26 protein-coding genes are annotated in these 26,135 nt (G+C 65.2%); 19 read left to right on the top strand and 7 right to left on the bottom strand.

Translation table 11 applies throughout. From position 1 onward, the window contains the following. Window positions 1-55: 55 nt before the first annotated feature. The gene (locus tag ACFWJ8_RS04090) at window positions 56-1,399 is read right to left on the bottom strand and encodes an MFS transporter (RefSeq protein WP_378809273.1); all 1,344 of its coding nucleotides are present in this window, start codon (window positions 1,397-1,399) and stop codon (window positions 56-58) included. A 298-nt stretch (window positions 1,400-1,697) separates the two neighbouring features. On the opposite strand from ACFWJ8_RS04090, the gene ACFWJ8_RS04085 reads away from it, so the two are divergent. Genes ACFWJ8_RS04085 through ACFWJ8_RS04075 form a run of 3 tightly spaced genes read left to right on the top strand, consistent with a single transcriptional unit; the run spans window position 1,698 to window position 4,409 of the window. Continuing rightward, complete coding sequence (locus ACFWJ8_RS04085) at window positions 1,698-2,834, top strand: glycoside hydrolase family 88 protein (RefSeq protein ID WP_378809271.1); 1,137 nt, start codon at window positions 1,698-1,700, stop codon at window positions 2,832-2,834. Then, entirely contained in the window at window positions 2,827-3,465 is a 639-nt protein-coding gene (gene eda / locus ACFWJ8_RS04080; RefSeq protein WP_378809269.1) for a bifunctional 4-hydroxy-2-oxoglutarate aldolase/2-dehydro-3-deoxy-phosphogluconate aldolase, read from the top strand. The genes ACFWJ8_RS04085 and eda overlap by 8 nt, the downstream gene beginning before the upstream one ends. Next, window positions 3,462-4,409, top strand: a complete 948-nt coding sequence (locus tag ACFWJ8_RS04075) for a sugar kinase (RefSeq protein ID WP_378809267.1) — start codon at window positions 3,462-3,464, stop codon at window positions 4,407-4,409. Before eda ends, ACFWJ8_RS04075 begins: the two co-directional genes overlap by 4 nt. 263 nt (window positions 4,410-4,672) lie before the next feature. Here ACFWJ8_RS04075 and ACFWJ8_RS04070 read toward each other — a convergent pair whose 3' ends face one another. From ACFWJ8_RS04070 to ACFWJ8_RS04055, 4 genes are all read right to left on the bottom strand, one after another. Then, window positions 4,673-4,948, bottom strand: coding sequence for a hypothetical protein (locus tag ACFWJ8_RS04070; protein ID WP_378809264.1), 276 nt, complete (start codon window positions 4,946-4,948; stop codon window positions 4,673-4,675). Next, window positions 4,935-5,750 carry a metallophosphoesterase gene (locus ACFWJ8_RS04065; protein ID WP_378809261.1) on the bottom strand — a complete coding sequence of 272 codons (816 nt, stop codon included), beginning with the start codon at window positions 5,748-5,750 and terminating at the stop codon, window positions 4,935-4,937. The genes ACFWJ8_RS04070 and ACFWJ8_RS04065 overlap by 14 nt, the downstream gene beginning before the upstream one ends. Before the next feature lie 157 nt (window positions 5,751-5,907). Continuing rightward, on the bottom strand, window positions 5,908-6,603 hold the full coding sequence (locus tag ACFWJ8_RS04060) for a hypothetical protein (RefSeq protein WP_378809257.1): 696 nt from the start codon (window positions 6,601-6,603) through the stop codon (window positions 5,908-5,910). After that, window positions 6,600-7,649, bottom strand: a complete 1,050-nt coding sequence (locus ACFWJ8_RS04055; RefSeq protein WP_378809254.1) for a ComEC/Rec2 family competence protein — start codon at window positions 7,647-7,649, stop codon at window positions 6,600-6,602. Before ACFWJ8_RS04055 ends, ACFWJ8_RS04060 begins: the two co-directional genes overlap by 4 nt. A gap of 374 nt (window positions 7,650-8,023) precedes the next feature. Between ACFWJ8_RS04055 and ACFWJ8_RS04050 the strand changes: the two genes are divergently transcribed. Next, a complete protein-coding gene (locus tag ACFWJ8_RS04050) occupies window positions 8,024-9,304 on the top strand; it encodes an ATP/GTP-binding protein (RefSeq protein WP_378809251.1) in 1,281 nt (426 codons plus the stop codon). Continuing rightward, window positions 9,294-9,896: a hypothetical protein gene (locus ACFWJ8_RS04045; RefSeq protein ID WP_378809248.1), complete on the top strand. Its 603-nt coding sequence runs from the start codon at window positions 9,294-9,296 to the stop codon at window positions 9,894-9,896. The genes ACFWJ8_RS04050 and ACFWJ8_RS04045 overlap by 11 nt, the downstream gene beginning before the upstream one ends. Window positions 9,897-9,962: 66 nt before the next feature. Here the strand turns inward: ACFWJ8_RS04045 and ACFWJ8_RS04040 are convergent, their stop codons facing one another. Then, window positions 9,963-11,039 (bottom strand): hypothetical protein, encoded by a 1,077-nt coding sequence (locus ACFWJ8_RS04040; RefSeq protein WP_378809245.1) that lies wholly within the window; start codon window positions 11,037-11,039, stop codon window positions 9,963-9,965. Window positions 11,040-11,199: 160 nt separating this feature from the next. Here ACFWJ8_RS04040 and ACFWJ8_RS04035 point away from each other — a divergent pair, with 160 nt between their 5' ends. The 7 genes from ACFWJ8_RS04035 to ACFWJ8_RS04005 all read left to right on the top strand — a co-directional run bounded on the left by ACFWJ8_RS04035 (window position 11,200) and on the right by ACFWJ8_RS04005 (window position 16,178). Beyond that, window positions 11,200-11,769, top strand: a complete 570-nt coding sequence (locus tag ACFWJ8_RS04035; protein ID WP_378809242.1) for an RBBP9/YdeN family alpha/beta hydrolase — start codon at window positions 11,200-11,202, stop codon at window positions 11,767-11,769. Window positions 11,770-11,888: 119 nt separating this feature from the next. Continuing rightward, on the top strand, window positions 11,889-12,437 hold the full coding sequence (locus ACFWJ8_RS04030) for a flavin reductase family protein (protein ID WP_378809239.1): 549 nt from the start codon (window positions 11,889-11,891) through the stop codon (window positions 12,435-12,437). A 323-nt stretch (window positions 12,438-12,760) separates the two neighbouring features. Beyond that, window positions 12,761-13,621: an enoyl-CoA hydratase/isomerase family protein gene (locus tag ACFWJ8_RS04025; RefSeq protein WP_378809237.1), complete on the top strand. Its 861-nt coding sequence runs from the start codon at window positions 12,761-12,763 to the stop codon at window positions 13,619-13,621. Further along, on the top strand, window positions 13,618-14,076 hold the full coding sequence (locus ACFWJ8_RS04020; RefSeq protein WP_378809235.1) for an OsmC family peroxiredoxin: 459 nt from the start codon (window positions 13,618-13,620) through the stop codon (window positions 14,074-14,076). The genes ACFWJ8_RS04025 and ACFWJ8_RS04020 overlap by 4 nt, the downstream gene beginning before the upstream one ends. A gap of 100 nt (window positions 14,077-14,176) precedes the next feature. Then, window positions 14,177-14,650, top strand: coding sequence for a winged helix-turn-helix transcriptional regulator (locus ACFWJ8_RS04015; RefSeq protein ID WP_378809233.1), 474 nt, complete (start codon window positions 14,177-14,179; stop codon window positions 14,648-14,650). Beyond that, complete coding sequence (locus ACFWJ8_RS04010) at window positions 14,640-15,542, top strand: alpha/beta fold hydrolase (protein ID WP_378809232.1); 903 nt, start codon at window positions 14,640-14,642, stop codon at window positions 15,540-15,542. Before ACFWJ8_RS04015 ends, ACFWJ8_RS04010 begins: the two co-directional genes overlap by 11 nt. A gap of 96 nt (window positions 15,543-15,638) precedes the next feature. Then, on the top strand, window positions 15,639-16,178 hold the full coding sequence (locus ACFWJ8_RS04005; RefSeq protein ID WP_378809230.1) for a hypothetical protein: 540 nt from the start codon (window positions 15,639-15,641) through the stop codon (window positions 16,176-16,178). Window positions 16,179-16,265: 87 nt separating this feature from the next. Here ACFWJ8_RS04005 and ACFWJ8_RS04000 read toward each other — a convergent pair whose 3' ends face one another. After that, window positions 16,266-17,282 (bottom strand): NAD(P)-dependent alcohol dehydrogenase, encoded by a 1,017-nt coding sequence (locus ACFWJ8_RS04000; RefSeq protein ID WP_378809229.1) that lies wholly within the window; start codon window positions 17,280-17,282, stop codon window positions 16,266-16,268. Between the two features lie 93 nt (window positions 17,283-17,375). Between ACFWJ8_RS04000 and ACFWJ8_RS03995 the strand changes: the two genes are divergently transcribed. The 7 genes from ACFWJ8_RS03995 to ACFWJ8_RS03965 all read left to right on the top strand — a co-directional run bounded on the left by ACFWJ8_RS03995 (window position 17,376) and on the right by ACFWJ8_RS03965 (window position 25,796). Beyond that, window positions 17,376-18,305, top strand: coding sequence for a sugar-binding transcriptional regulator (locus ACFWJ8_RS03995; RefSeq protein WP_378809227.1), 930 nt, complete (start codon window positions 17,376-17,378; stop codon window positions 18,303-18,305). 108 nt (window positions 18,306-18,413) lie between these two features. Beyond that, window positions 18,414-19,706, top strand: a complete 1,293-nt coding sequence (locus ACFWJ8_RS03990) for an ABC transporter substrate-binding protein (protein ID WP_378809224.1) — start codon at window positions 18,414-18,416, stop codon at window positions 19,704-19,706. A gap of 68 nt (window positions 19,707-19,774) precedes the next feature. Beyond that, on the top strand, window positions 19,775-20,737 hold the full coding sequence (locus tag ACFWJ8_RS03985; protein ID WP_378809221.1) for a carbohydrate ABC transporter permease: 963 nt from the start codon (window positions 19,775-19,777) through the stop codon (window positions 20,735-20,737). After that, window positions 20,734-21,561, top strand: a complete 828-nt coding sequence (locus ACFWJ8_RS03980; protein ID WP_378809218.1) for a carbohydrate ABC transporter permease — start codon at window positions 20,734-20,736, stop codon at window positions 21,559-21,561. The genes ACFWJ8_RS03985 and ACFWJ8_RS03980 overlap by 4 nt, the downstream gene beginning before the upstream one ends. Continuing rightward, the gene (locus ACFWJ8_RS03975; protein WP_378809215.1) at window positions 21,558-22,592 is read left to right on the top strand and encodes a LacI family DNA-binding transcriptional regulator; all 1,035 of its coding nucleotides are present in this window, start codon (window positions 21,558-21,560) and stop codon (window positions 22,590-22,592) included. The genes ACFWJ8_RS03980 and ACFWJ8_RS03975 overlap by 4 nt, the downstream gene beginning before the upstream one ends. 118 nt (window positions 22,593-22,710) lie before the next feature. Next, window positions 22,711-24,753, top strand: a complete 2,043-nt coding sequence (locus tag ACFWJ8_RS03970; RefSeq protein WP_378809212.1) for a hypothetical protein — start codon at window positions 22,711-22,713, stop codon at window positions 24,751-24,753. Next, on the top strand, window positions 24,753-25,796 hold the full coding sequence (locus ACFWJ8_RS03965; RefSeq protein ID WP_378809209.1) for a class I mannose-6-phosphate isomerase: 1,044 nt from the start codon (window positions 24,753-24,755) through the stop codon (window positions 25,794-25,796). Before ACFWJ8_RS03970 ends, ACFWJ8_RS03965 begins: the two co-directional genes overlap by 1 nt. Window positions 25,797-26,135 lie beyond the last annotated feature (339 nt).

Raw genomic sequence — 26,135 nt, 5'->3', positions numbered from 1 at the left:
CACACAAACAGGCGCGGGGCGGGGGCCGTGCCCCCACCCCGCGCCCAATGCGGGCTCACGCAGCCAGTGAAACCGGCTGCTTCTGCTCCGCTTCGACGGCGCCAACCGTCTTCCGTCCGAATCGCTTGGGCAGCAGCAGGAGGCAGACCACCGTGACCAAGCCGAGGACGGCGATATAGGTTGCGACCAGCCATGGCGCACCCCCCGTCACCTGGAGAAGTGCGATGGCGATCAGCGGGGCGACACCGCCGGCAAGAGGTGCGGAGAACTCCCGAGCCAGTGAGATTCCAGAGAACCGCACGCGCGTGTCGAACATGTCAATGAACAGTGTCGGCTGCGCGGCGCACATCGGTCCGTATGCGAGCGCGATCGACAATGCGATCGTCGCCGCCGCCACGACAGGGTTCCCGGTATCCAGCAGGAGGAAGTAGGGGAAAGCAATGGCGACGAAGATGATCGCTCCACCGAGGTACACGTAGCGTGAGCCGATGCGGTCAGCCAGCGCGCCGTAGACGGGGATCAGGACGATACACAGGCCCGCACCGATGAGCGTGCCCACCAGACCAACGGTGCTGGTGAAACCAACCTGCGTCACGAGGTATGTGAGCACGAACACCTGAAGCAGGTAGGCCGAACCGTTCTCTGCGATACGAATACCCAGAGCGAGGAAGAACTCCTTCGGCTGCGTCTTGAACAGCGTCTTGATCGGGCTCTGGCTGTCCTTCTGCGCCGCCACGAGCTTCTCGAACTCCGGCGTCTCCGGCACGCGCAGGCGGATCACGAGACCGACGATGACCACGATGGCGCTCAGCAGGAACGGCACTCGCCAACCCCAGGCATCGAACTGCTCAGGCGGCAGCATTGAGAACAGGGCGAAAACCGATGCGGCAAGCACGATGCCGATGGAGATGCCGGCGCCGGGAAGACTCGACAGCAATCCTCGTCGCGGCTTTGGAGCGAACTCGCCGACGAGCACGATGGCTCCGGTGTACTCCGCGCCGGCGGCTGCTCCCTGAATCATGCGCAAGGCGAGCAGGAGGATCGGCGCGAGCACCCCGACCGCCGCGTAGGTGGGCAGTACGCCCATCAGCGTGGTGGCCGTGCCCATCAGAATCAGGGTGAACACGAGGACCTTCTTGCGACCAATCCGGTCGCCGAGGTGTCCGAAGATCACGCCTCCGATCGGCCGCACGAGGAAGCCCGTCGCGTACGTACCGAATGCGAGCAGCGTCCCGGTCAGCGGGTCGAAGGTGGGAAAGAACAGGCGGTTGAAGACCAGGGCCGCCGCCGTTCCGTACAAGTAGAAGTCGTACCACTCGACCACGCTGCCGATCACGGAGGCGCTCGTCACGCGCCTGATCAGCGTGCTCGAGGTCGTCGAGGTTGCTGTGGAGGTCATCTTTGTCCACTCCTTTGGGGCGCCGAGGGGCGCGAATGTCGGGTTGTCGGCAGTGTTGCCGGTTCGCTACGACACCGTAGAAGAGCGCGTATTTCGTAATCAATAGCCTCTGGCAAAACCTGTTAGCAGAAAGCTAACGGGCGCCATCATCGAGATCTGCCCCAACAATCGTACCGCGATCGAAGTGTGCGGGTTAGGCAGAAGATAACTCTTTTAGCTCCTGACTATTGCAGGTGTGGGACCCGCTCTGTAGCGTGGCGACGCCTGTTCCCGGCGCTCCCTTCAGAGAGGACCGATGATGACCTCCCCGCTTACGGCAGACACGACGACCGCCGTCGACGCGCGTACCGTGATCGAGATCGCCGCCGATCGGCTGGATCGATTGGTGACGACGCACCCCGGCAAGATCCCCGTGTTCACAGCAGACGGACGGTGGCACATCGCCGAGGATGCGTGGGCGCCGGCGTGGACGGGCGGGTTCCTCACCGGGCAGCTGTGGATCCTTGCGGACGCCACGGGAGACTCCGTGTGGCGCGAGCGCGCCGAGCGGTACTGCGACATCGTCGAGCCGCGCAAGACCGACCGCGGCACTCACGACCTCGGGTTCCTCTTCACCCCCAGTTGGGGGCGCCGCCACCTCGTGGACCCGACTGACCGCACCGCCGACGTTCTCGTTACGGCCGCCCGCACCCACGCCTCGAACTTCAACGAGCAGGGCGGGTACATCCGCACGTGGGTCAATCCGGGCAGCACGTTCATCGACATCATGATGAACCTCGACCTGCTCTACCAGGCTGGCGAGCTCGCGGGCGAGCAGCGACTGGTCGACGTTGCCAACGCGCACGCGCGCACAAGCCGCCGGTTCCTGGTGCGGGGCGATGCCACCACCGTCCACGAAGGATGGTTCAACCCCGACTCCGGCGAGTTCCTCCGCGCAGCCACGCACCAGGGGTATCGCGCTGACTCAAGTTGGGTCCGCGGGCACGCATGGGCGCTGTATGGGTTTGGGTCGTGCTTCCACCGGACCGGTGAGCTCGAGTTCCTGACAACGGCACGGGCCCTCGCCGACACCTACCTTGCTCACGCCATCGACGAGCCGGTCACCCCCAACGACTGGAGCGAGCCGACCCCGGAGTTCCCGTTCGAAGCTTCGGGTGCTGCCATCATGTGCGCTGGTCTCCTGCAGCTGGCGGAACTGGACCTCGAACGAGCCGACCGTTACGCAGATGCCGGCCTGCGGCTCTTGGCGAGGCTGAGCGCACCTCCCTTCCTATCCGTCGACGACCCCGCATGGGACGGCCTCATCAGGCGCTCGACGTATCACCGCGCCAACGGTCTCGGGGTCCAGGAGAGCAACATGTGGGGCGACTACTACTTCCTCGAGGCAATCGAGCGTGCCCAGCGAATCGGAGGGACGAACTCCGACGATGAATGAGCAGCCAATCGTTCCAGCACCCAACATCGTCCCCGTCATCGAGATCGACGATGCCGCCGCGGCGGTCCCGCTGGTGGACGCGCTGTCTGCCGGTGGGATCCGCCGGGTTGAGGTGACACTTCGCACCAGCGCCGGCCTTCCCACATTGGCGCGAATCGCACAGGATGGTCGACTGGCAGTGGGCGCCGGGTCCGTTCTCACGATCACCGACGCGCAGCGCGCCGCCGACGCTGGCGCAGCATTCGTGGTGTCTCCGGGGTATGCCGAGGACGTCGTGCAATGGTGTCAGGCCACAGGAATGCCGGTGTTTCCAGGTATCGCGACACCGACCGAAGCCCAGCGAGCGCTTTCTGACGGTTTGACCACGGTAAAGGTCTTTCCTGTCTCCTTGCTCGGCGGGACGAAGTTCCTCGCCGCGCTACGCGGTCCCTTCCCTCGACTGGAGTTCTTCCCCAGCGGGGGCATCGCGGTGGACAACGTGAGCGAGTACGGTCACACACCCGGTGTCGTCGCGATCGGGACTGGCTGGGTTGCACCGCGCGATCTGATTGATCGTGGCGAGTTCGATGAGATAGCTGCCCGCGCGGCTCGCGCGGTAACTGCGGCGCACCCGGGATCCCCGCAGCTATGACGAACAGCAGGTTCCTCCTCACGTTCGGCGAGACGATGGCTCTGTTCTCCACGACCGACCCGCTCGCGTATGCAGGTCAGGCGCGCGTGGGGCTCGGTGGTGCGGAGAGTAACGTCGCCGTCACGGTGAGCCGACTCGGTGTTGACGCGCACTGGATCGGTCGACGAGGAGCAGACAGTCTCGGCGATCGGGTTGAGCGGACGCTGCGCGGCGAAGGTGTCAACGTCCACGCGATCATTGATCCCGACTCTTCCACAGGCCTCATGATCAAGGAGCGCCGCAGTTCAGTCGCGACCAACGTCTGGTATTACCGAGATGGCAGTGCAGGCAGTCGGCTGAGCAAGGCCGACATCCCAGATGAGCTCGTCGCAGCCAGTGGGCTGCTGCACGTGACAGGCATCACCCCGCTACTCTCACCGCAGGCGCGGGAAGCAACCTTGCACGCCGTGCGGATTGCACGGGAGTCCGGGGTACCGGTCTCCTTCGACATCAACCACCGGCAGCGCCTAGCGGGAGGGATCGACGTTGTCGCCCTGTACCGGGAGATCGCACGCCAGGCGAGCATCATCTTCGCATCGGAGGACGAGGCATCGATCGTGGCACCCGACGCGACGGATGCCCATTCAGCGGTACTCGCTCTAGCCGACCTGGGCGCTAGCCAGGCCATCGTGAAGCTCGGCGACGCCGGGTGCGTCGCAAGCATCGACGGTGAGATCCACGAGGTTCCTGCGGTACCCGTCAACGCCGTGGACACGGTCGGCGCCGGCGACGCGTTCGTGGGCGGATACCTCGCACGTACGCTTCAAGGCGCGGAGCCCTCCGAACGCCTTGACACAGCCGTCGCCACAGGCGCGTTCGCATGCACGGTCAGCGGCGATTGGGAAGGTGCACCGACGGAGAGTGAACTCGCGGCCCTCTACTCGACCGAGCAGGTCGCGCGCTAGGGTCGCGCGCCCCTCAACGGCGGGTTCGGACGCACTGTCACCGAACAACAGACCGGCCATCACCGAGCTCGCGCGCGACGCTGGTGCGTGCGCGATGCTCCGGCCGAACGAGGATCTGCGACGCAGCCGAGTGCCACCGACTCCCGGCTCATCTCGTCGACGGCCGCGAGCAATGTCGACACGGCTGTCTCTGACCCCCGCCCCGTTCGCCGCGGGGGCCCCACGGGTGACGTGAGGGCTACTGCGCGTGGGGACAACCCGCCTCACCGATGCCCGTCCAGCCCCTCCCGGTGGTGCCGCGCGAAATGCTCCGCCGTTCGCTCCCAGTTGACCGCCTCGCACGCCTCGAGCAGTTCGCGCAGCACACTGTCGAGATTGTTGTAGCCGTGCCAGTAGTGCGCGTAGTCGAACTGGTTGGACGGGGTGTCATCCAGCGCGTCGAGCACGCGACGCGCGTTGCGCACCGCTTCTCCGATCCGCAGCGCGATTTCGCGGCCGCGCCCATCGTCAACATCCGTCATGGGATCACGACCAGCCACGGATCGAGACGAGTGGGAGCGGCTCGAAGCTCAGCGTCTCCATGTCAAGGACACCGGCGTTCCCGGCCATCACATCCCTGTTCAGCGAAATGATCTTCCGCCCATCGGCGAAGACGCGGTCGCCGTACACGTGCATGTGCCCGTGCATGAGCAGCCGCGGCTGGACCGCCTCCCAGACTCGTTCAACGCGCCTACGCGACGCAGCCGACTCGACCAGCGCGTCCTCCGGGAAGCCGTGAAGGTTGCGAACTAGAACGCTCTCGACTTCGGGTACCACGGTGCTCCCGGGCTCGTGTGTCAGCATCACATGAGCGGAGCCACCCGCGATGGCTTGGTCCACCATCTCGTCGGTGATGAGCTCGTCCTCGAACCAGTCCTTGCCAGGGGTGCGCCATCGCTTGTCGACCGACGCCGCGCCGCCCAGGCTCAACACTTCGCGGCCACCGAGCATGAAGCGGAACGGCCGAGGCAATAGCCACACCACCTCGCTGACGCGTATCGCCTTGCCGCGGGCCTCCGCTTGTGCCGTGGCGATCTTGCCCCAAGGCTCATGGTTACCCAGGGTGACCAGAATCCGATGGATGCCGGCCCGCCCCGCCCAGTAGTCGACCGCCGCCAAGCCGGGGGCCGTGATATCGAAGCCGAAGTCGCCCAACTGCAGGATGGTGGCTATCGATGGGTCGTGTTGCCGCATCGCCGGCAGCAACGTCTGCAGCCAGCCGGTGTTGCCGTGCCAGTCTCCGACCATCCACACCTGGGTGTCCGGAAGGGCGAACGTGGCCGCTGTCTCGAGCACACTCATGTGGCTCCTCAGTCTCACCCGTTCCGACCATGTTTGTCCGACCTGATCAGTAATGTCAAGGCGCTAAAGCGTAGCCGCGAGGATCGGGGGTCACGCGCCGGCGGTGACAGACGGTCGTGTGCATGGGCCGCACGACCGCCTGTCGCCGCAGGGAGTACTAGACCTTCGCGTTGCTGGCGACGGCAGCCGACACTTCCGTGAAGAACTCGGTCGCGTAGGCCTCGGCCTGGTCGCGGACCCACGCCGCGTTGACGAACGCAATCCAGCAGACCAGGAGAACCGCCTGTACGGCCCATACTCCGTAGGTGGCCATCGGGAAGTGCAGCCACAGACCGACTGCACCGTTGAGAAGTGCCGCGACCGCCACGATCCAGAACTCCACGGGCTTCCACGCGAGCATGTTGCGACGGAACCCGTATCCGATGTTCTCAGACTGCAGCAGCGTGCCTCGTCCAATCCGTGCGATCGCGACCTTCACGACGGCGACGTACTCGCGATCGGCTGCGGCCGGGTCCAGCTCCTCCTCGCGCTCGGTCGGGAGGGTCAGCCCGGTGAACGTCTCGAGTTCACGCCGTCGACGGACCGCCGAGGCCCCTTCCGACGACCGGAGCATCTTGGTGGTCGGCAGTCCACCCCACTCCTTCACGAGTCGCTCCTCCAATCGCCGACCACGCCCCCGGACGATCTCGGCCGAGAAGGCGATCACCCCGAGAACCGACAGCGCGGGGACGACGATCGCGACCTTCGGTTCTCCGAGCATGTAGAGGAGGAACGCGATGAACGGGAGTGCGACCAGGAGGGCCGGCTGGGTACGTGCACGGAGCACGTACCCGCGGCCGAACCAGGAGATCACTCTTCCTCGAGCGGGCCGACCGGGTCCATCGGCCCCCAGCCGGCACGCGAGATGCCGGACGAGTGGCAGATGGTGCGACCTTCGGTCACGTACACAGACGCGCCGCGGCGGCCCAGCGCGTTCGTGACGCGCGGCGACGGGTGCTTCTCCGAGTTCTTCGCGCTGCTGATGAGCGCCGAGGCGTTCGGGTTGTGAGGGTGGCCCTTCGTGCCGAGGATACGGTCGAGGATCGCCGGTCCGAGGTTGTGCCGGCTGCCGTGGTGCGGCGCCTGAAGCAGGTCCAGCGGATACGTCGAGATGCGCCCGCCCATCACGATCTCGTACGCGTCGATGGCCTGGTCGAGGGCTCCGATACCGGCGTCACCGGTCAGCAGAATCCGCTCGCCAGCGACCCGGAGGAGCGTGATCACCGACATGTTGTTGCGAGCCCCGGTGTCGTCGATGTTGTCGAGCGTCTCGAACGGGTATGCCGCGCGCACCCGCTCGAGGACCTTGGCGCCCTTGGTCAGCAGGGCGTGGCCGAAACCTCCCGCCGACAGCGACGCGGAACTGGTGCCGGCGGCATCGGCCACCGCCTCGTCCAGCATGCTTTCGTAGTACGGAAGGGCGGGGCCAAGGATCGTGACGGCGCCGCCGAAGCGGTCGGTGCCGGCGAACGGCTCGGTGACGGTCACACTCTTCGAGACGGCGAGGTTGACGACCTCCACGATGCGGTCGTAGTTGCCGATCTCGTGAGCCCGCGAGTTGTGCTTCCACGGAAGGTGGATCATCAGCTCCCCCACCGTGCAGGCTTCGAGCAGGGTCTTGATGCCGTTCAGGTGGTCGGTGTCGGGGTGCGTCGAGATCACCAGGTCGATGTGCGAGGTGCCGTAGAACTTCTTGATGTGGTCCGCGAGCTGGTCGCCCACGTCGGTGAAGCCGGCGTCGACGGCGATCACGACCTGGCGGTTCTCGGTCGGGTGGGTGAACCGCGCAGCGATGGCGTCGCCGCTGCGCGTACTGTCGCCGTCTTCGTTCTCAACGGGGAGAAAGTCGAGCTCAAGCATGGATATGTGAACCTCCGTATGGATAGACCGGTGAGCTGCTCGACGAGCGTCGACGAGCAGAAAGAGGGCAAGAAGAGAGCACGCGCGTGCGTCTCCGGGTTGTCTTGCCGCTCGGGTCTTGAGGAGGTGGTTCACGAAACTGCGGTTTCGCAACGCCCATCGGGAGCGTTAGAGTCAACTTGTTTCCGCCTAAAGAAACTGCGCGACCCCGAGCCACCTACGAGGACCCCTCACCGGTGTTCGGGGTCTTCGCGTTCTCAGGATAGCGCATCGGACACCTGAAACCGGAACTTGATGCCGGTTTAGGCGCCGTTTTCGCAGGAATCTGTCAGAACTGCCCGTTTAAACAGCTAGTGTGGGGGCGTGGAGATCAAATGCTGCTAGCTTTCCAGCTCGAAAATTACCGGTCGTTCCGCGACCCCTCCCACCTTGTGCTGACGCGCTCTCCGAAGAACGCCGACCGGAAGTTTCCCTACCCCACGGTGGCCCCCGCGGTGGCGCTGCTTGGCTCCAACGCGTCCGGAAAATCGAACCTCCTGCGCGGTCTGCGCCTCATGTTCCGGATGCTCTCGCAGTCGGCGGCGGATGCAGAAGCGGGTCTCCCCTTCGAACCGTTCCTGCTCGGATCGAAGCAGCACCCGTGGACCGAGTTCGAGATCACTGTCCTCGTCGACGACGTCCGCTACGAGTACGGATTCCGCTACGACGCGGATCGCATCTTGAAGGAGTGGCTACGGTCGTGGCCGAAAGGTCGCGTACGGGTGCTCTTCGAACGCGACGTTGACGCGCCCGAGACGTGGCGGTTCGGTGACACGCTCACCGGTCAGAATCAGGCGCTCGCGAATCTGACTCGACCCAACGCGCTGCTGATGTCGACGGTGAAGCTGCTCAACCACGAGACGTTGACCCCGCTGGGCGCCCGGTTATCGAGCATGGCCACCTGGGTCAACGGCGACATGCAACAGCTGCTCGAGCAGTCCATGGAGACGTATCGCGAGAACCCTCGCCTGCTCGACCGGGCGCGCCGGCTCCTCGCGATCGCCGATCTTGGCGTCGAATCCGTCACGATCGAGGAAGACGAGATACCCGAAGAGATCCGAGCCGTCTTTGCGGAAATGCGCTCCCATGCCCCCGACGCGGTCAAGATCGACTTCCCCGAGCGACACCTCTCACCTCGACTTACCCACCGTGCCGGCAGCAAGTCGATCACGCTTCCATTCAGCTTCGAGTCGGTAGGTACCCGCAACTTCCTCGCGCTGCTCGCTCCCATCCTGAAGTGTCTCGACACCGGGGGTGCGCTCATCATTGACGAAATCGATACGAGCCTGCACGCGTTGCTTGTGAACGAGCTTGTGCGACTGTTCACCAGCAGCGAGTCCAATCCGCGGCAAGCGCAGCTCATCCTCTCGACCCACGATGTCACGGTGATGATGAACACAACTCCGTTCGATGTCCTATCCCGGGAAGACATCTGGTTCATCAACAAGAACGCAGACGGGGTCTCGACCGTGGACCCGCTCGCCAAGTTGAAGGCCCGACCAAACGAGGTGTTCAGCCGCTACTACCTCTACGGCCGTTACGGCGGGGTACCCCGGCTCGAGCCGCGCGCTTTCGTTGACGCGGTCGCAGATCACGACAGCGGCGATGAATCCTGACCGTTTGCGCAGGCCACGCGCCACACAGTTCCCGAAAGACAGAGTGCTCGTCGTTGGATCCACGCCGCTGCACCGCGAGTACACGCGATGGCTGCTGAGGCGCATCGACCAGCACCCCGGCCTGTTCGAAGAGGCCTCACCCGCGGACGACCCCAAGCAGACGATTCGACGAGCCGCCAAGATCGCGCGGGATCAGCGCACCATGGGATCCGAGTGCCAGCAGGTCTGGGTGATCCTCGATGGCGTCACGCCGGACGAGGCCGCGGACCTGCAGCGCGACGCCAAAGCGCCCCGGGTATCAGTCGTCGGCTCCACCCCCGACCTTCGAACATGGCTGATGCTCCACCTCGCCGATCTGCCCGAACCCCCCACTTCCGAGGCCCTCACCGGAGCTCTCCAAGTTCTTTCGCCAACGTTCGCGCAGCCACTGCGCCGATACGAGGACGCGCTGTCCGGTCGGTACGAGGTGGCAAAGTCCCGGGCACTGGCCCTCGTTGAGCCGAGCGTCCGCACCGATGCGTACCGGTTGGTGGACAGCATTCTCGGTTCGTCGGAGAGGTTCCATGGGACGGCGCAGATCGGCCTGCTGTAGGCGACTACCGATCCATGAAGCGCCCCCGACCGAGCGTGCTGGGCGGCCAGCCGAGCCGGCGACAGGTCAGGCGCGCAGGGCGCCCCACAGGCGCTGAACGAGGGGCGGACCTTTCTCGGGGCCAAGCAGCGATCTCAACTCCGCGATTCGAATCACGCTCGCCCGGTGCGCCCTCGCTTCGTTGCGGGCAGCGACGGTGGTCACCGCGCCCACGAGTGTCCAGTCCACGAGGCGTCGGGCGGCATGTTGCCGCGGCCAGTAGGCGGAGAGTGTCGCCGCGGCCGCCATCGCGCCGTACGCCAAGACAACGGGGTTGAGCACGTGACCGCGCACGCCCCAGGCGATCACCGTGACTGCCGCCCACATCAGGATGAGCAGCGCAATCGCGGCCCATTGACCGAGTCGGGTGCCGGCCACGACCATCGTTGCCCCGAAGGCACCAAGACCGCACATGAGCAGTGCGCCCGCACCCACTACGACGTACGTTTGCCACTGCGTCAGCCACGGCGCAGCCCCCGCCGCCGCGATGGCAAGACAGCCCACGGTAACCGTGCCTACGCCGTTCGCGGCCAGCACTAACCAGACCGGCCGACGGGAGCGCGGCTGCAGCGCCTGCATTCGGACCTTCGCCTTCTGCCGAGTCTTTACCGCGTCATCAAGCTGGACGGAGACGTCAAAGACCACGAAGCCACCCAACTGCACGGTGAGGAAGAGCAGAAGGAGCGTTGCAGGTCCGATCACGAGCAGCGGGCCGATGTTCGCAGGCTCACTGAGGCAGGACAGCACAATGAGCAGCAAGGCGGGGACTAGAGCCGCGAAGCTGATCTCCGCGACACCCCCCAACAGCCGCCGAAGCCTCCCTGCGTCGACCGCATGACCCAACTGTTCGCCGAGGACCAGCACGTAAAAGCCCAGCAACGTTGGCACGTACACGCCGAAGACCCATCCGATCTCAGCGAGCACAGCGGAACCTGCTTGGATGGCCAGTTCCCACCACCGAACCCAGTCCGCGCCCGCCGCGACCCACAGCACTAGGAACGCGGCGGGCAGAGCAAGTAGAGCGACGAACGCGCCAAGCTCTGCAAATGACTCCCGGGCCCGTCGCGGCGCTGCTTCGACGACGACGTTGTCAGCCTTCCCCATGGCGCCACCGTAGCGAACGACAGAGTTCTTCGGTTGGTCCAGCCGGACCCCTCTCGCGCAGCCTGGAGCAAATACGTTACATATCCGGAATGTAATTAGATTCGGGTCGGTTACGGTTTCTGCCCCCGCCACCCTGGGTGGGGCTGACGAAAGGACTCCTATGACCGACAAGCAGCGCCTGATCGTGATCCATGGATACGGCGCCACGCCGCGGAGCCATTGGTTCCCCTGGCTGGCAGCGCAGGTGCCGAGCGTGACGGTCGAGGTCCCCGAGCTTCCGAATCCGACGGCTCCGAAGTTCGACACATGGGAAGTCGTCGCCGCAGAAGCGATCGCGGCTGCCGATGAGAACACCGTGGTCATCGGGCACAGCCTGGGTGCGGTCACTGCCCTCAATGCGCTTGCCGCGCTGCCCGAAGGTCGGAGGCTCGCCGGCATCGTTCTAGTCGGAGGATTCGCAGAACCACTGCCCGGATACGCGGCGCTCGACGCGTTTACCCGCGTACCGCTGGACATCGAGGCACTCCGAGCCCTCACGCCCAACCGGACGGTGTTTGTCTCCGACAACGACGCGATCGTCGACCCTGCGATCACCGCGAGGCTTGCGGCACGGTTCGGTGCGGACCTCGTCACGGTCCCGGGTGCGGGTCACTTTCAGGAGACCGAGGGCAAGACGACGTTCCCCGAACTGCTCCCTGCCCTGTCGGCCGCCGGGATCACGGTCGGATAGGGCACGAGATGTTCGAGACCGGCCCCCACTCCGCGACCGCATACGACTCGTCGACCTCGCAGCCACGGCCGATGCACTCGTACGTGCCATCCGAGGGCCATCGACTGAGTCACAACCCGTTGAACTCCATCGTCGGCCCGCGACCCATCGGCTGGATCTCGACGCGCACCACGGATGGCCGTCGCAACCTGGCGCCATACAGCTACTTCAACCTGCTTGACAACAGGCCACCGTTGCTGGCGTTTGCGAGCAACGGCTGGAAGGACACCGTCCAGATCGTGCAGGAGACAGGGGTGTTCATCTGGAACCTCGCAACGGTGGACCTCGTGGCGGAGGTGGAGGCCACGTCAAGCGACGAAGGTCGAGATGAGTTCGACGCCACGGGCCTGACGCCTGTCCGCGGCATGACGGTGAAAGCCGATCGAGTTGCCGAGAGCCCGGTAGCAATCGAGTGCGTCGCTACCCAGATCACTCAGCTGCAGACCCACAACGGCACGCAGCTCGATTCCTGGTTGGTCATCGGCGAAGCGGTACACATCCACCTCGACCCCCTCACCATCACCAATGACGTGTTTGAGATCAAGAAGGCTCGCACCCTGTTGCGGGGCGGGCGACCAGGCGAGTACTTCGGCGTGGACTACGCCTCGCGCATCCAGCTGACCACCTAGACGGCACGAGTCCCACTGGCACGACATCGGGACCGAGCGTGGTCCCAGTGGCCGGACGACGAACCGGTGGCCTCCGCATTGATGGCGACCCGGCACCCCAATGCCGGGTCGCCATCAGTGGTTTCGGCGAGCGAAAGGGCTCCGCGGGCGTCGTCTCGAAGCCCATCGAGTCGGCACGAGCGGCGGTCTGACACGCTCCTAGGACGAGCTGAGTATTGCAAACCGAACTCATCGGGTTTACCCTGGCTGAGTACTGGATGCTGTACTCAGCTTCCGTCCATATCTACATCGACTGACCCTGCGCCCGCAGGAGAGGAGTAGTCATGTCGCCTGTCGCTAGCCCGTCGTCACTGATCGACAGCGCGGTCGTCCACGTCGCGCAGGTGTCCCCGGGGTATCTGCGGGTCCAGTTCGACAACCCACCGCTGAATCTGTTCGACCCAGAAGTATTCGCCGGCCTTACACTCCTGCAGCAGTACGTCGACAGCGCCGCCGCGGACGTGCGAGTCGTTGTGTTCGAGTCAGCGCATCCGGACTTCTTCTTCGCCCACGTGGACTTTCCACGCGTAGGCGACATCTCGGCGGCAGCGGGCGGGCGCAGCCTGATCGAGCATTGGCCGAGTTTCAGTACGTGGCTTAGCCAGGCCCCCATCGTGAGCATCGCGAAGGTACGAGGCCGCGCGCGAGGAATCGGCAACGAGTTCGCCATCGCCTGCGATCTGAGATTTGCCAGTCTCGAGCGCGCGCAGTTCTGCCAGATCGAAGTCGGGTTTGGAATGGTTCCCGGTGGCGGCGCTTTGGAGTGGCTGCCGCGCCACATCGGCCGCGCCCGCGCCTTGGAGATGATCCTCGGCGCGGAGGACATCGACGCGAAGACCGCAGAACTGTACGGCCTCGTGAACCGGTCGCTTCCTGATGCCGATCTTGATGAGCATGTTGACCGGCTTGCCCGACGGATCGCAAGCTTTCCCGCACAGTCGATCGTGCGCACCAAAGCGCTCGTCGCGGCGAGACAGCAGCTTCCCGCCACCGACGAACTCCAGGAGAGCTTCCAGGCGATCCTGCAGCTGGCAACCTCCGAAGACTCGCGCGCCATCTCGGCTCGGGTTCGTGCCAAGGCCGGAGGGTCCCTCGCACCCGCGGAGCTGAATCTCCCGGACTGGTACGGACCGGAGCAGCGATGACCCTGCTCAGCCAGCCTGAGTATGGCGGTGGCCGCGTCGTCGAAGGCTTCTCGACCTGGGAAGGAACCTTCCGGAAGGGGCACGGCGCCATCTCAACGGGCAGCCCCGTCTTGACCGACGCTCCCTACACATACGCCAGCCGATTCGAGGGTGCCACGGGAGCAAGCCCCGAGGAGTTGCTCGCCGCTGCGCACGCCGCGTGCTTCAACCACGCCCTGGCAAACATCTCCGAGCTCCGCGGCGAGACGGTTCACAGGGTCACGACCTCGGCGTACGTAGAGATGGGACGGGACTCAGCCGGACCCGCCATCCTCGGTATCCACCTGACAGTGAAAGCCAACGTCGCCGAGGCGACAAAGCCGCATTTCGCTGACTTGGTCGAACGCGCGCGAGTCGGATGCGCATTCTCGAAGGCCCTTCGCGTCGAGGTGACCGTGACCGCCGAACACAACTGAGGACCGCACACCTCCGCTCAACCACGGCACAACATGAGCAAGCTGTAGTCAGATGAGGTCCCCCGAACACCACCTCCGACCCCAGGACAGAAGGGCTGTCATGCAACTCACAAACGGTCTTGACGACCGCGCCGGCTGGTCTGCCGTCGGCGTTTGCCCCATCGAGCGGACCACCCAGATCCTAGGCAACCGCACAGCGCTGCTAGTGCTGCGCGAGGCGTTCTACGGAACGACACGTTTCGAGGACTTCTGTGATCGGGTCGGGATGGCTCGCAGCGTCGGCGCCAGTCGGCTGCGGGCGCTAGAGGGCGCCAACCTGCTCAGACGGCGTTCCTATCAGGCGCCGGGGAAGCGCGCCCGCGAGGAGTACATACTCACACCCGCCGGAGCGGAGTTGGAACCGATCGTGATGGGGATCTTCAGCTGGGGACGCCGCCACGTCGCCGATGACGCAGTCCTAGACCTTGTCCACGACGGGTGTGGCGGCGGTGTCGAAGCAGTCCTCGAGTGCGAGCACGGCCATCGTGTGAGCGACACCGAACTCGCGCTGACACCGCAGGCACATGCGCACTGACACTGACCTGCATCACCCACACCTGGAAGAACACGACGTGACCCCCTCCCCGTATCAAGCAGACCTCGCGCCGACCAGGTACGTGGACGGCCCACTGGGCGAAACGTTCGCGTACCGTCTGCTCGGCCGCCCTGGCTCCACTCCCCCGCTCGTGCTGACGATGCGTCTGCGCGGCACGATCGACCACTGGGACCCCGCGTTTCTCGACGCGATCGCCCGGGAACGCGAAGTCATCATATTCGACAACCGCGGACTCAATGCATCAACGGGAGACCCCGCGTCGACAATCGAGGAGCTCGTCGATGGGACGATCGCATTCATCCAAGCGCTCGGCCTCCCTCAGGTCGATCTGCTGGGCTGGTCGATGGGCGGGATGGTTGCGTTCGGAGTGGCACTGACCGAGCCTGGGCTGGTGCGTCGGCTTATCATCGCCGGGAGTACGCCCGGAGGCATTCCCGACATCCCACGAATGAGCGAGCGAGTCGGCGCGATCGCGTCGAAGCCCGTCAACAGTGACGACGACTTCTTGGCGCTGTTCTTCCCTGAGACGCCGGCGGGTCGAGAGGCCGGCACGCAGCACCTGAAGCGGTTGCGCTATCGCCTCGACCAGTCACAAGCAGCGATCAGCGGCGATGCCGTGAGGGGGCAACTCACCGCACTCGGTCGGTTCCGCGAAGGGTACTGGGCTCGGCTCGAGCAGTTGGAGATGCCAGTGCTTCTTGCCAACGGCACCCACGACGTGATGATCCTTGCCGACCACACGTATGCGACAGCGAGGAAGTTGACCAAGGCGCGCACAGTGCTATGGAGCGATGCGGCGCACGCGTTCCTGTTCCAGCACGCCGAAGAGTTCGCGGACGATATCGACCGCTTTCTCGGGTCGCCCGACTGACGGCGCGAATTCGAAAGGCGCCAGTTGGAGAAGCGTGGTGCCCAGATCGTTTCGCGAACTACAGCTGTGAAGGTTCGCTTCTGCCAAGCTCTGGGGATGAACCTTGCTGCACCAGCGACGCTGGCGGTTGCACTGGCGATCGTGCTCTCCGGGTGCGCTTCGACTGATGGGCTGGCCCCGACACCGAAAGTGACGCCCGAGCGGTCCATTGAGGCGGCGAGCCCGGCATCGACACCTGAGATGCACGGAGAGTGCACTGGCGAGCCGTTTGAAGTCGTCATCACTTACGAAATCCGCGCGGACGCAGCTGGCGCCGTCTTCGTCGATGCAGCATCGAACCTGCCCGATGGCGCCGAGATGAACGCAAGCTTCTTTGTCGAGGGCGGCTACTTTGGCCAGGACGCCAGCGTGCTCGCCAATGGCACGATCACGTTCGGACCGTTCTCTGACAAAGGCACTCCCCTGCATGGTGACTATCTGATGTCGATCACCCTCCCCATCGCCCGAAACCAGCCGCAGAAGGTGCAGGAATGCATCGGTGAGGCAGGCGAACTCATGACGGGACCCCTGGTAGAGGTCGAAGAGATCACCGGCGACAACGTTGCAAGCGTCGACGTCCCCGTGACGCTGGGCTGACCCCACACCTGCAGCGTCGACATCACCGCCAGCCAGTCGCGCCAGACGGGACGGCAGGTCCCGCCCACCGTCCCGTCTGATTTGTCGCTACGTTCCCGGCGTGATGATCGCCTTGATTGTCGCGGGATCCTTCGCCGCCCCGAACGCGGCCTCGACGTCATCGAGGCCAAATCGGCCCGTCACCATCGCGTCCAGATCGACAAGTCCAGCAGCTGCGAACTCGATCGCCAGCGGCCACGTATTCGCATAGCGGAACACGCCTGTCACCACGAGTTCGCGAGCCTGGATTCGGGCAACCGGAAGTGGGAACTCATCCGCGCCCATGCCGACCAGCACGGCGCGTCCGGCAGGAGCGAGCGCACGGATGCCGCTGCGCACTGCGACCGCCGCGCCGGACGCGTCGATGAACACGTCGAAGTCGTCTGCGAGCTCCGCACCCGACGTCGGGTCGAACACCTTGGTCGCGCCGAACCGATGAGCGACATCACGCCGCCCCGCCGCTGGATCGCTGACAACGACCTCGGATGCCCCGAAAGCGCGAGCCACTTGCGCACAGATCACACCGATCGGTCCGGCGCCGGCGATGAGCACCCGCGATCCGGGACCGGTGCCAGCCTTCTGGTTCGCCCAGATTCCTACGGACAACGGCTCGCACAACGCGGCGGCCTCGAACGACAGGGAGGGCGGGATGGGGTGCGCGAAGTCGGCCTGGATCACCGCGTACTCCGCGAACGCGCCGTCGATCGGCGGCGTCGCGTAGAACTCCATCTGCGGGCAGAGGTTGTAGCGCCCCGCCTTGCACTGCGCGCAGACCCGGCATGGGCGCTGCGGCTCGATCGACACACGCTCACCGACACGATCCGCGGGCACGCCCGCACCGACAGCGACGATGGTCCCTGCAGCCTCATGGCCGAGGATCAAGGGGCCGTCGACGACGAAGTCTCCGATCCGCCCCTCGTCGAAATAGTGGACGTCCGACCCGCAGACACCGACCGCGGCGATGCGCACCACCACCTGGTCGGCCGCCGGGACCGGCCAGTCCACCTCAAGCACTTCCAGCTCGCCCTGTCTGAGCAGCACGCTCGCCTTCATCTTCTCTGCCATCTTTCTTCTCCCTACGGATGACGTTTCGGACGGTACGATACGTCCACGGCGCAACAAAGCAGCAACATCGGCGCTCATATGAGCGGAGGATAGATGGGACCCGAGGAAATGCTGCGGTTGGCGTACGTGGCCAACCGCTACTACAACGACAACCGCTCCAGAATTGAGATCGCTGACGAGCTCGGCCTCAGCCGGTTCAAGGTCGCGAGAATGCTTGAGGAAGCCAAAGAGCGCGGCATCGTGAGCATCACGGTGGAGACACCGGGGCCGGTCGACGCCCATCTCTCCCTGCGCCTCAAAGAGCGTTTCGGATTGCGGCGAGCGCTGGTAGTCGCGACGCCGATGGAGAACTCCGAGGTCGTTCAGCAGTATCTCGGCCGTGTCGCCGCCCAATTGTTGGAGGAGCTGGTGACCCCCGGTGAGGTCGTCGGACTGACCTCGGGTCGCACCCTCACGGTCATGGCGCGCAACCTCGGCGCCTTGGCCAGCGCGGACATCGTCCAGTTGTCCGGTGTCGCTGGCTCAATTCAGAGCACCGCTGTCGAAGTGATGCGGCGCGCCAGCCTCGTCTCTGGCGGCCGGGCATACACGATCTACGCGCCGCTGGTGATGTCGGACGTCGATGCGACGACAGTTCTGCGACGTCAGCCGGAGATCTCCACCACCTTGGCGCAGTATTCGCGGGTGAGTCTGGCGATGGTGGCGGTCGGCAGCTGGCAGCCGCCGGACTCCGAGCTGTTTGAGAGCAGAGCGCTCGACCAGCGCACCCGAACGATGCTGCTGCAGAAGGGCGTCATTGCGGATGTCGGGGGGCTGCTCGTGGCCCGCGATGGCCGGCTGATTCGCGACCTCGACGCCCGCACAATCGCAGCAAACGAAGAACAGTTGCGCGCGATCCCGGAAGTGATCGGCGTTGCCGGCGGCCGGAACAAGACGGATGCCGTGATGGCGGCGCTGCGGTCCGGGTTGGTGAACTCTCTGGTGACCGACAGCGGCCTGGCCAGGAGGCTCCTCGACGAGTAACGCTCATATGAGCGGGCATGTTTGACGCTCGTTGGCCACACGCGCATACTTTGTGGAAACGTTGCCGCACCCGATCGGCAACCCTCCCAACACAAGGAAGTGACCACAATGCGGAAGGCAACACAGCGCGGCGCCGCCCTCGCGGTCGCGGCATTCACCGCAGTCGCACTCAGCGGCTGCGGACTTGCCGCCGGCGGCGCGTCGACGAATCTGAGCGTCTGGCACCAACTGGCTGGCTCCGGCAACGAGGCGATGCAGCAGTTGATCGACGACTTCAATGAGGCACACCCCGACACCAAGTTCGAGAACCGGCAGCTTGCCGATGGCGAAGCAGACACCGTGGTGCGAACCGGCATCTCCGGCAACAACCCGCCCGCGATCTTGCAGTTCGAGGGGTTCCGGCAGACCGAGGAGTACGCCAAAGAGGGGCTTCTCACGGACATCACCGACTGGTGGAACGAGCACAAGGACGCGTTCTCCTACTCGGACAGCAAGCTTGTGGAGGGGCTCTGCTCCTACGAGGGCAAGGTGTACTGCATCCCGCTGGACCTCTACACCAGCAACGTGCTCTACATGAACCCGGACCTCGCCGCCAAGTACGGCATCGAAGCCCCCACCAAGGTGAGCGACTTCGTGGATATCGCCAAGAAGCTCGAGGGCACCGGGATCAATGCAGTCTCGCTCTACAGCGGTGAAGGCTGGGAAGCGGCGCAGTGGTGGTACCTGCTGGCCATCCAGCGCTGCGGGATCGACACGATCAACGCCGCGGCAGCACAGGACGGCGCCCGTTGGGACGACCCGTGCTTCCTCGAGGCGGCGAAGGATGTCGCACAGCTGGCCGCAGCGGGGGTGTTCCCCGAAGGCGTAGCCGGCTCCGACTACAACTCGATGATGTCGCTGTTCCTTTCCGGCAAGTCAGTATTCATGCAGACGGGCACCTGGTTCCAGCAGACTCTGGCGGAGACTCCGCCGTCGTTCGATGTGCAGCTCAAGCCGTTCCCGCAGGCTGACCCGGCCAACCCCTCAACCGAGCAGCTCGGCGGCATCAACGAAGGCTTCGGCATCCCCGCCAAGGTGAAGGACAAGGACGCCTCCTACGAGTTCCTCAGCTACATGGCGCAGAAGTCCTCTGGCGACCTGTTCTCGAAGGCGTCCGTGATGAACATGATCGCCGACTCCCAGGCGGCCCTCCCCGAGGACCTGCAGCCGGCGTGGGACATCGCCTCACAGGCGTTCACCGGCGGCGGGCAGGGTTTCGTCACCTACTTCGAAGGACTCGTGCCGCCGGAGGTCGGCGACCAGGCCATGTACAACGGCGCGACCGGGGTCGCTGCCGGGACCATGACGCCCGAGGACTTCGTCGCCTCGGTGCAGCAGGCCGCCGAAACAGCAGCAGGCTGACCCCTACGCTCCCGGGAGCGTCGCCCGAAAGGCGCTCCCGGGACGTCCGCCGAAATGGACTTCTCCTCATGACCACTACCGCGATCCGCAACAGCCGGAGACGCAAGCCATTCAACTCCACCCGGTCACCCGGGAGGGCACTGGCAGCGATCGCCCCCGGATACTTCTTCTTCGTCGCATTCCTGCTGATCCCGCTCGGGCTGACCGTGCTGTTGAGCTTCACGGACTGGAACGGCTACAGCTACGACAACATCCACTTCAATGGCGTCGACAACTACATCCGACTCGCCGGGGATACCGTCTTCCTCCAGGCACTGGTCCACAACATCTGGTTCCTGATCGGCTCCGTCGTCCTCCGCACACTTCTCGCCCTCGGCTTGGCCCTGGCCCTGCGCCGCGCCTTCCCACTCAGCGGGTTCTTCCAGGGCGTCTTCCTCATCCCGACCACCCTTTCGCTGGTCGTGGTCGGCCTTGTGTTGAAGTTCCTCCTCGACCCGAACAACGGACTGATCAACCCACTGCTGAAGGCTGTTGGGCTCGGGGCGTTCGCGGGCGCGTGGCTGGCGGACCCGAACCGGGCACTGCCGATCCTCATCCTGCTCGACGTGTGGATCGGCTTCGGGATCTACCTGTTCATCTTCCTGTCCAGCATGTCGACCCTGCCGGGTGACGTCTTCGAGGCAGCCAAGGTCGACGGCGCAAAGAAGTGGCAGGAGACGTGGTTCGTCACCCTCCCGATGATCTCCGACACCATCAAGCTCGTCGTGCTGCTCGCGGCGATCGACAGTCTGAAAGTGTTCGCGACCATCTACGTCACCACCGGCGGTGGCCCCAACCACGCCACCGAGGTGCTGTCCACATGGGCGTTCTTCCAGGCGTTCAGTGGCAACCAGGTCGGCTACGGCAGCGCGATCCTCGTGGTGCTGCTGCTCATCACTCTGGTGCTCACCTTCTTCTACGTCCGTCAGGGCCGCGGTGATCGTGCCGAACGTCGCGCGGCGCGCGCCACCGTTGAAGGAGACGAACGATGAACGCGAGCACGGTGGCGAACCGCGCCATCAAGTACGTACTGCTCGGTCTGCTGGCGCTGACGATCCTGTACCCGCTGTTCTGGATGGGCACGATCTCGCTGCGAGACAACAGTTCCGCGTTGGCGAACCCGTTCGGATTCGACGGCACCTGGAGCCTGGACAACTACATCTTCCTCATCGAGGACGGCCGGTTGGGCACCTGGATCACCAACAGCGTGATCGTGAACGTCCTCAGCGTCGTGTTCATCGCCCTGCTGGCGGCCGTCGCGGCGTACGGGTTCTCGACGTTCGACTTCCCCGGCAAGAACATCTGGTTCGGCCTGCTCATCATCGGCCTGATGGTGCCGCCGCAGGCTCTCGTCATCGCCGGCTACCGATGGATCGAAGTCCTCGGAATCGAGAACAGCTATCTTGCGCTCGTGATGACTTATCTCGGCTGGACACCATTCGGCATCCTCGTGATGCGGAATTTCTTCGACTCTGTCCCGAAAGAACTACGTGAGGCGGCGACCATGGACGGTGCCGGCCACGTCCGCATCTTCCTCCAGGTGATGCTGCCGCTGGCTCGACCGGCGCTGACGACGGTGATCATCTTCAACGTCATCTGGGTCTGGAACGACTTCATCTACCCGCTGGTCTACATCCAGAGCCCGGACCTGTACACCGTCCCGGTGGGGGTACTGCAGTTCGCAGGTCGATCGACCTCGCAGATCGCGGTGCAGATGGCCGTGCTCGCCGTGGCGACAGCGCTACCCCTGCTGGTCTACCTGCTCTTCCGCAAGCAGTTCGTACGCGGCGTGCTCGAAGGGGCGGTGAAGGGATGACCGCCGCCGATGCCGTCGAGCCGCTCGACTCGACAGTGAACCAGTCACCGCCGACGTTGAAAGACGTCGCCGCCGCGGCAGGCGTCGGACTCGGGACGGTGTCGCGCGTCCTCTCCGGCAACGGCCGGGTCGCCGACGCCACCCGAACCCGTGTCGAGGAGGTGGTGCGCGAACTGGGTTACCGCCCCAGTGCCCTCGGCCGGGGTTTGAAGCGGCAACGCACCGACACCATCGGCCTCCTGGTCGCCGACATCGCCAACCCGTTCTACGGCGAGTTCGCCAAGGGTGTGCTCGACGCTGCGAAAGCCGCCGGCCGCCATGTCATCGTCGGGTCCAGCGGTGAGGACCCGACTGCCGAACGGGAGTACGTAGACCTCCTCCTTGAGCAGCGAGTGGACGGGATCATTGCCTTCCCGACGGGCGGCAATGTGCAGACCTGGCGTGCAGCAAGGGACCGGGGCGTCTCTGTCGTCTTCGCTGACCGGCTGCTGGCCGGCTTCGATGCGCCAGCGGTTGTCATCGACAACGACGAGGCTGCCTTCCGTCTCACGGTGCACTTGTTCAAGCAAGGCCACTCACGGATCGGGTACCTCGGCGGCCCAGTCGCGCTGTCAAGCGGTCGGTTGCGTGAGGAAGGATTCCGCCGCGCCCACCAGGTGACGGGGATGCCGCTAAGCGAAGACCTGATCATCCGCCAGGAGTTCACTCGCGACTCAGCGCACGGCAGTGCGTTGAGTCTGGTGGACCGCCCAGACCGGCCAACCGCCGTCATCGCCTCGAACAATGTGCTCGGTGAGGCGGCGCTGGCCGCGATCGGCACCCTCGGACTGCGGATGCCGCAGGACATCTCACTGGCCATGATCGACGACGTGCCCTGGGCATGGCTCACTCACCCGTCGATCACCGTGATCTCGCAGCCCACCCGAGCACTCGGTGCGGAAGCTATCCGCCTGATCAGCGAAGGCATCGACACCGGAGTCAGCGTGCTCCCCACCGAACTACTGATCAGGGAAAGCACCGGACGCCTGTAGCTCCGGGCCACTGAACACCCACACCCGACCCAACAACGAACAGAAAGCTCTCACGCACATGGAACGCGGCGTCTACTTCGACGGATGGTCCCCCCAGACCTACTGCCAGCACCCCAGCATGCCACCACGCCGTCTCAGCATGCTCGACGACCTCGAAGAGATGGGCGCCACCATCCTGGTCTGGGCGGGCCTCGGCGGCGGCTCGATCAGTCTGCCCTACCTCGAGGAGGAGGCCTACGGCCCCGTCCCGGCCCGTTTCCGTCACTACGGCTACGTCTCCGAGTCGGAGTTCATCCACCACGCCCGCGAGCGCGACATCGACCTGTTCGCGATCATCTTCGAATCGCAGGCGTGGGAGTTTCCCGCCGAGCTCGTCGACGGCGAGGTGGTCGCTCAGAATGAGCTGCGCGGCGTCGCCCCACAGACCACGATCGGGCTGCGGGAGTTCAGTACCGACACCGGACCTGCGTCGTGGAAGCCGTTCCGTCACTACTTCCCCGATGGGCTGGTCAACTCCGCCGGCGAGCAGGTCACCAACCTGTGGGAGGAAGTCGCGTGCCGCGACCTCGAAGGCAACCCGATCCGTGCGCACTGGGTCGAGGTAGCGGTCCGCGACCAGGTCAGCTACTACGCCGACCGTAACAACCCGGTGTGGCGGGAGTATCTGAAGGCAGTCATCAGGATTCAGATCGACGCGGGGGCCCGCGGCATCCAGCTCGACGAGACCGACACGCCGATGAGTGCGCTGCGCTACGGCGGCTGCTTCTGTCGAGACTGCATGGATGAGATGCGCGCGTACTTGCTCGCCCTCGACGAGATTCCGGTCGAACTGGAAGGCGTTGACCTGACACGGTTCGACTACCGTGCCTGGCTCCTCGAGCTCGGCCACCGCGCCGGCGAGAATCCACGCGGGCTTCCGTTGTACCAGCACTTCAGCCGCTGCCAGCAGCTGGCCATCGCCCGCACGTTCGAGGAGCTCTCCACCTACGCCAAGCAGTACGCAGCCTCGAAGGGCGTCGAGATCCGGGTCGCCGGGAACTTCTACGATTGCGCGCCGTACTTCGACCCGATGGTCGATCACGTCGATGTGCTGGTCACCGAGATGCGTGAGACGAAGTACCAGCAGCCCTGGTACTTCCGCCACGGCGTCGGGCTCTCCCGCGGCAAGCCGCTCGTCGCCGTCGAAAACCCCTACGGCGGGGTCACCGAGCAACTCCTTCAGAAGGTGCAGCTCGGACGCGCGTTCGACCTGTTCCGGCTCACGATCTTCGAGGCCAGCGCCATGGGCGCGAACATGTCGCTGCCCTACGGGTCGTGGCTGGGCACCGAGGTGAAGGATTCGTACTGGGTGCCCCGCCACCTCGTGGTCGAGACCGGCCAGTTCCTCAAAGAGATCGACCACCTCATCTCGCCGTCGTCGCCCCACCGGACCGCTGTCGTGCACTCGGTGCGCAGCCTCATCGCGCTGACGATCGACTCCGACCAGTTCAACGACGGGGAACGCTGGTTCCCCGACGTCGAACAGCCCGACGCGCCGGCACAGTCGTACTGGGAGGTCATCGAATCCCTCAGCCGGTCCTCCAAGGGGTACGACGTCGTGGTGTTCCCGGACGAAGCGCTCCGTGCGAATGACGTGACCGGACAGTCCCTGTCCCGGTACGAGACGATCGTTCTGCCCGACGTGTGGGCCGTCAGTGCCGAGCAGCATCGGGCTCTTCTCGACTACGTACACCGCGGTGGACATGTCCTCATCCACGGGGTGTACGGCAGCGAGCTGGACCCCGCCACCCGCGAGGAACTGACGTCGCACGCCAATGTCGCGATCGTCGACGCAATCGACGAGCTGCCGGCGCTGACGCCTGTCGACATTGTCGCGGACCTCGGCCCGTTGGCCGCGGCGAGCCTGCACGAACTGCAGTCCGGCGCCGTCGCGCTTCATCTCGTGAACTACGACTACGACGAGGAGAGCGACGTCGTCCGCCCACGCACGGGAGTGACGGTCGGCGCACAGCTGGCTGGCACCTTCAGCCGGGCACGCCTGTACGCGCCCGGCGAGCAGGCTGTGGACCTGGAGCTGACGCAGCAGGAGGGTGTGTGGACGGTGACGGTGCCCCAGCTGGCAACCTATGCAGTGATCGAGTTCAGCCAGGGTGAGGACTGATGACTGGCCTGTCCCCGATGATCCTCGCCCCCAATCGTCCGGCGCGCCCGTACCGTGGGGGTGAGGGGATCGCCGCGCTGCGAGGTACCAGCTCGGAGGACGACCACCGCCCCGAGGACTTCATCGCGTCGACGGTGTCCATCTTCGGCGACGACCACATCGGCTTGTCAACGCTTCCGGACGGTTCAGTGCTCAAGGATGCGATCGCCCAGACGCCGGAGCAGTTCCTCGGCGCCTCACATGTGGATGCCTTCGGAGCCCAGCCCGAACTGCTCGTGAAGCTACTCGACACGGGAGAACGGCTGTTCGTCCATTTCCATCCCGATGACGCGTTCGCCGCGAAGCATCTTGGTCTCGCTCACGGCAAGACCGAAGCGTGGATCGTCACAGCCATCCGCGACGCGGGGCCGGACTCGGGCGCTGCCTATCTTGGGTTCGCTCGCGATGTCAGTGCCGAAGAGGTCGCGGACTGGGTTGACTCGCAGAACGTGCCGGGGATGCTGGCGGCCATGAACAAGATCGTCCTGAGGGTGGGTGACGCGATTCTGGTGCCCGCCGGTGTCCCTCACGCCCTGGGCCCCGGGCTGACGGTTGTCGAACTCCAGGAGCCAGCCGACGTTTCCGTGTTGCTGGAGTTCACCGGTTATCCCGGCGTCGATCGTCGCAACGCATTCTTGGACTTGGATGAGGCAACTGCGCTGACCGCCCTGGACCGGTCGAGCTGGGGCGGAGCCAGGCTGCGCAGCCTCATGGTCGCGCGACGCAATGGCTGGCTCCTACCCCCCGCTGCTGACCGCTTCTTCCGGGCCGAGCGGATCAAGGCCGACGGTGCGCATGGGTTGGCAAGCGGGTATGCCGTCCTTGTCGTCATCGACGGCGCGGGAGCAATTCGGACGTCGGACAGCGAGATCGCGGTGGAGCGCGGAGCGACGGTGCTGGTGCCGTTTGCTGCGGGGAGCGTGGAACTCGTTGGGCCGATGGAAGTCATCCGGTGTATCCCACCCGCGGTCGCCCGCAGACATGAGCATGACGTGAGCGCCTGAGCAGCAGACGCGAGGAAGACTGCTGGAGCTTCAACCCAGCATCAGGCCCGCACCCCGTCCACGGCAGCCCCAGTGCCGAGCCCCGTTCCCCCCAGCGGGCAGTGACAGTTTCGGGTGCGGTTCAGGTCCCTCGGCCGCCGCAACGTCCCACGCGGCGGCCGAGGGACTCTTCTCACGCAACCGTGCTCCGGTCTGGGGATGGTTGTTGGTCCCACATCGCTCACGTGCAAGCGCTCGGCGGGCGGGGGGGGGGGGGGGCGGGCCGCCGTCGGCCCCCCGCCGCGCGCGCGACACGCGGCCGGCTGGCTGCGGGGACGGACGCCCATCGCCCCCCACACC

This window comes from Microbacterium sp. NPDC058389 (genome assembly GCF_042722305.1).
Classification (GTDB): Bacteria; Actinomycetota; Actinomycetes; order Actinomycetales; family Microbacteriaceae; genus Microbacterium.
Note: the sequence above shows the minus strand (reverse complement) of the source record. Positions and strands in the feature narration are given on the sequence as shown.

Coding starts and splice junctions, on each gene's coding strand:
- ACFWJ8_RS04090 (WP_378809273.1), bottom strand. CDS start 1,399: ATGACCTCCACAGCAACCTCGACGACCTCGAGCACGCTGATCAGGCGC.
- ACFWJ8_RS04085 (WP_378809271.1), top strand. CDS start 1,698: ATGACCTCCCCGCTTACGGCAGACACGACGACCGCCGTCGACGCGCGT.
- eda (WP_378809269.1), top strand. CDS start 2,827: ATGAATGAGCAGCCAATCGTTCCAGCACCCAACATCGTCCCCGTCATC.
- ACFWJ8_RS04075 (WP_378809267.1), top strand. CDS start 3,462: ATGACGAACAGCAGGTTCCTCCTCACGTTCGGCGAGACGATGGCTCTG.
- ACFWJ8_RS04065 (WP_378809261.1), bottom strand. CDS start 5,750: ATGAGTGTGCTCGAGACAGCGGCCACGTTCGCCCTTCCGGACACCCAG.
- ACFWJ8_RS04055 (WP_378809254.1), bottom strand. CDS start 7,649: ATGCTTGAGCTCGACTTTCTCCCCGTTGAGAACGAAGACGGCGACAGT.
- ACFWJ8_RS04050 (WP_378809251.1), top strand. CDS start 8,024: ATGCTGCTAGCTTTCCAGCTCGAAAATTACCGGTCGTTCCGCGACCCC.
- ACFWJ8_RS04045 (WP_378809248.1), top strand. CDS start 9,294: ATGAATCCTGACCGTTTGCGCAGGCCACGCGCCACACAGTTCCCGAAA.
- ACFWJ8_RS04040 (WP_378809245.1), bottom strand. CDS start 11,039: ATGGGGAAGGCTGACAACGTCGTCGTCGAAGCAGCGCCGCGACGGGCC.
- ACFWJ8_RS04035 (WP_378809242.1), top strand. CDS start 11,200: ATGACCGACAAGCAGCGCCTGATCGTGATCCATGGATACGGCGCCACG.
- ACFWJ8_RS04025 (WP_378809237.1), top strand. CDS start 12,761: ATGTCGCCTGTCGCTAGCCCGTCGTCACTGATCGACAGCGCGGTCGTC.
- ACFWJ8_RS04020 (WP_378809235.1), top strand. CDS start 13,618: ATGACCCTGCTCAGCCAGCCTGAGTATGGCGGTGGCCGCGTCGTCGAA.
- ACFWJ8_RS04015 (WP_378809233.1), top strand. CDS start 14,177: ATGCAACTCACAAACGGTCTTGACGACCGCGCCGGCTGGTCTGCCGTC.
- ACFWJ8_RS04010 (WP_378809232.1), top strand. CDS start 14,640: ATGCGCACTGACACTGACCTGCATCACCCACACCTGGAAGAACACGAC.
- ACFWJ8_RS04005 (WP_378809230.1), top strand. CDS start 15,639: ATGAACCTTGCTGCACCAGCGACGCTGGCGGTTGCACTGGCGATCGTG.
- ACFWJ8_RS04000 (WP_378809229.1), bottom strand. CDS start 17,282: ATGGCAGAGAAGATGAAGGCGAGCGTGCTGCTCAGACAGGGCGAGCTG.
- ACFWJ8_RS03995 (WP_378809227.1), top strand. CDS start 17,376: ATGGGACCCGAGGAAATGCTGCGGTTGGCGTACGTGGCCAACCGCTAC.
- ACFWJ8_RS03990 (WP_378809224.1), top strand. CDS start 18,414: ATGCGGAAGGCAACACAGCGCGGCGCCGCCCTCGCGGTCGCGGCATTC.
- ACFWJ8_RS03985 (WP_378809221.1), top strand. CDS start 19,775: ATGACCACTACCGCGATCCGCAACAGCCGGAGACGCAAGCCATTCAAC.
- ACFWJ8_RS03980 (WP_378809218.1), top strand. CDS start 20,734: ATGAACGCGAGCACGGTGGCGAACCGCGCCATCAAGTACGTACTGCTC.
- ACFWJ8_RS03975 (WP_378809215.1), top strand. CDS start 21,558: ATGACCGCCGCCGATGCCGTCGAGCCGCTCGACTCGACAGTGAACCAG.
- ACFWJ8_RS03970 (WP_378809212.1), top strand. CDS start 22,711: ATGCCACCACGCCGTCTCAGCATGCTCGACGACCTCGAAGAGATGGGC.
- ACFWJ8_RS03965 (WP_378809209.1), top strand. CDS start 24,753: ATGACTGGCCTGTCCCCGATGATCCTCGCCCCCAATCGTCCGGCGCGC.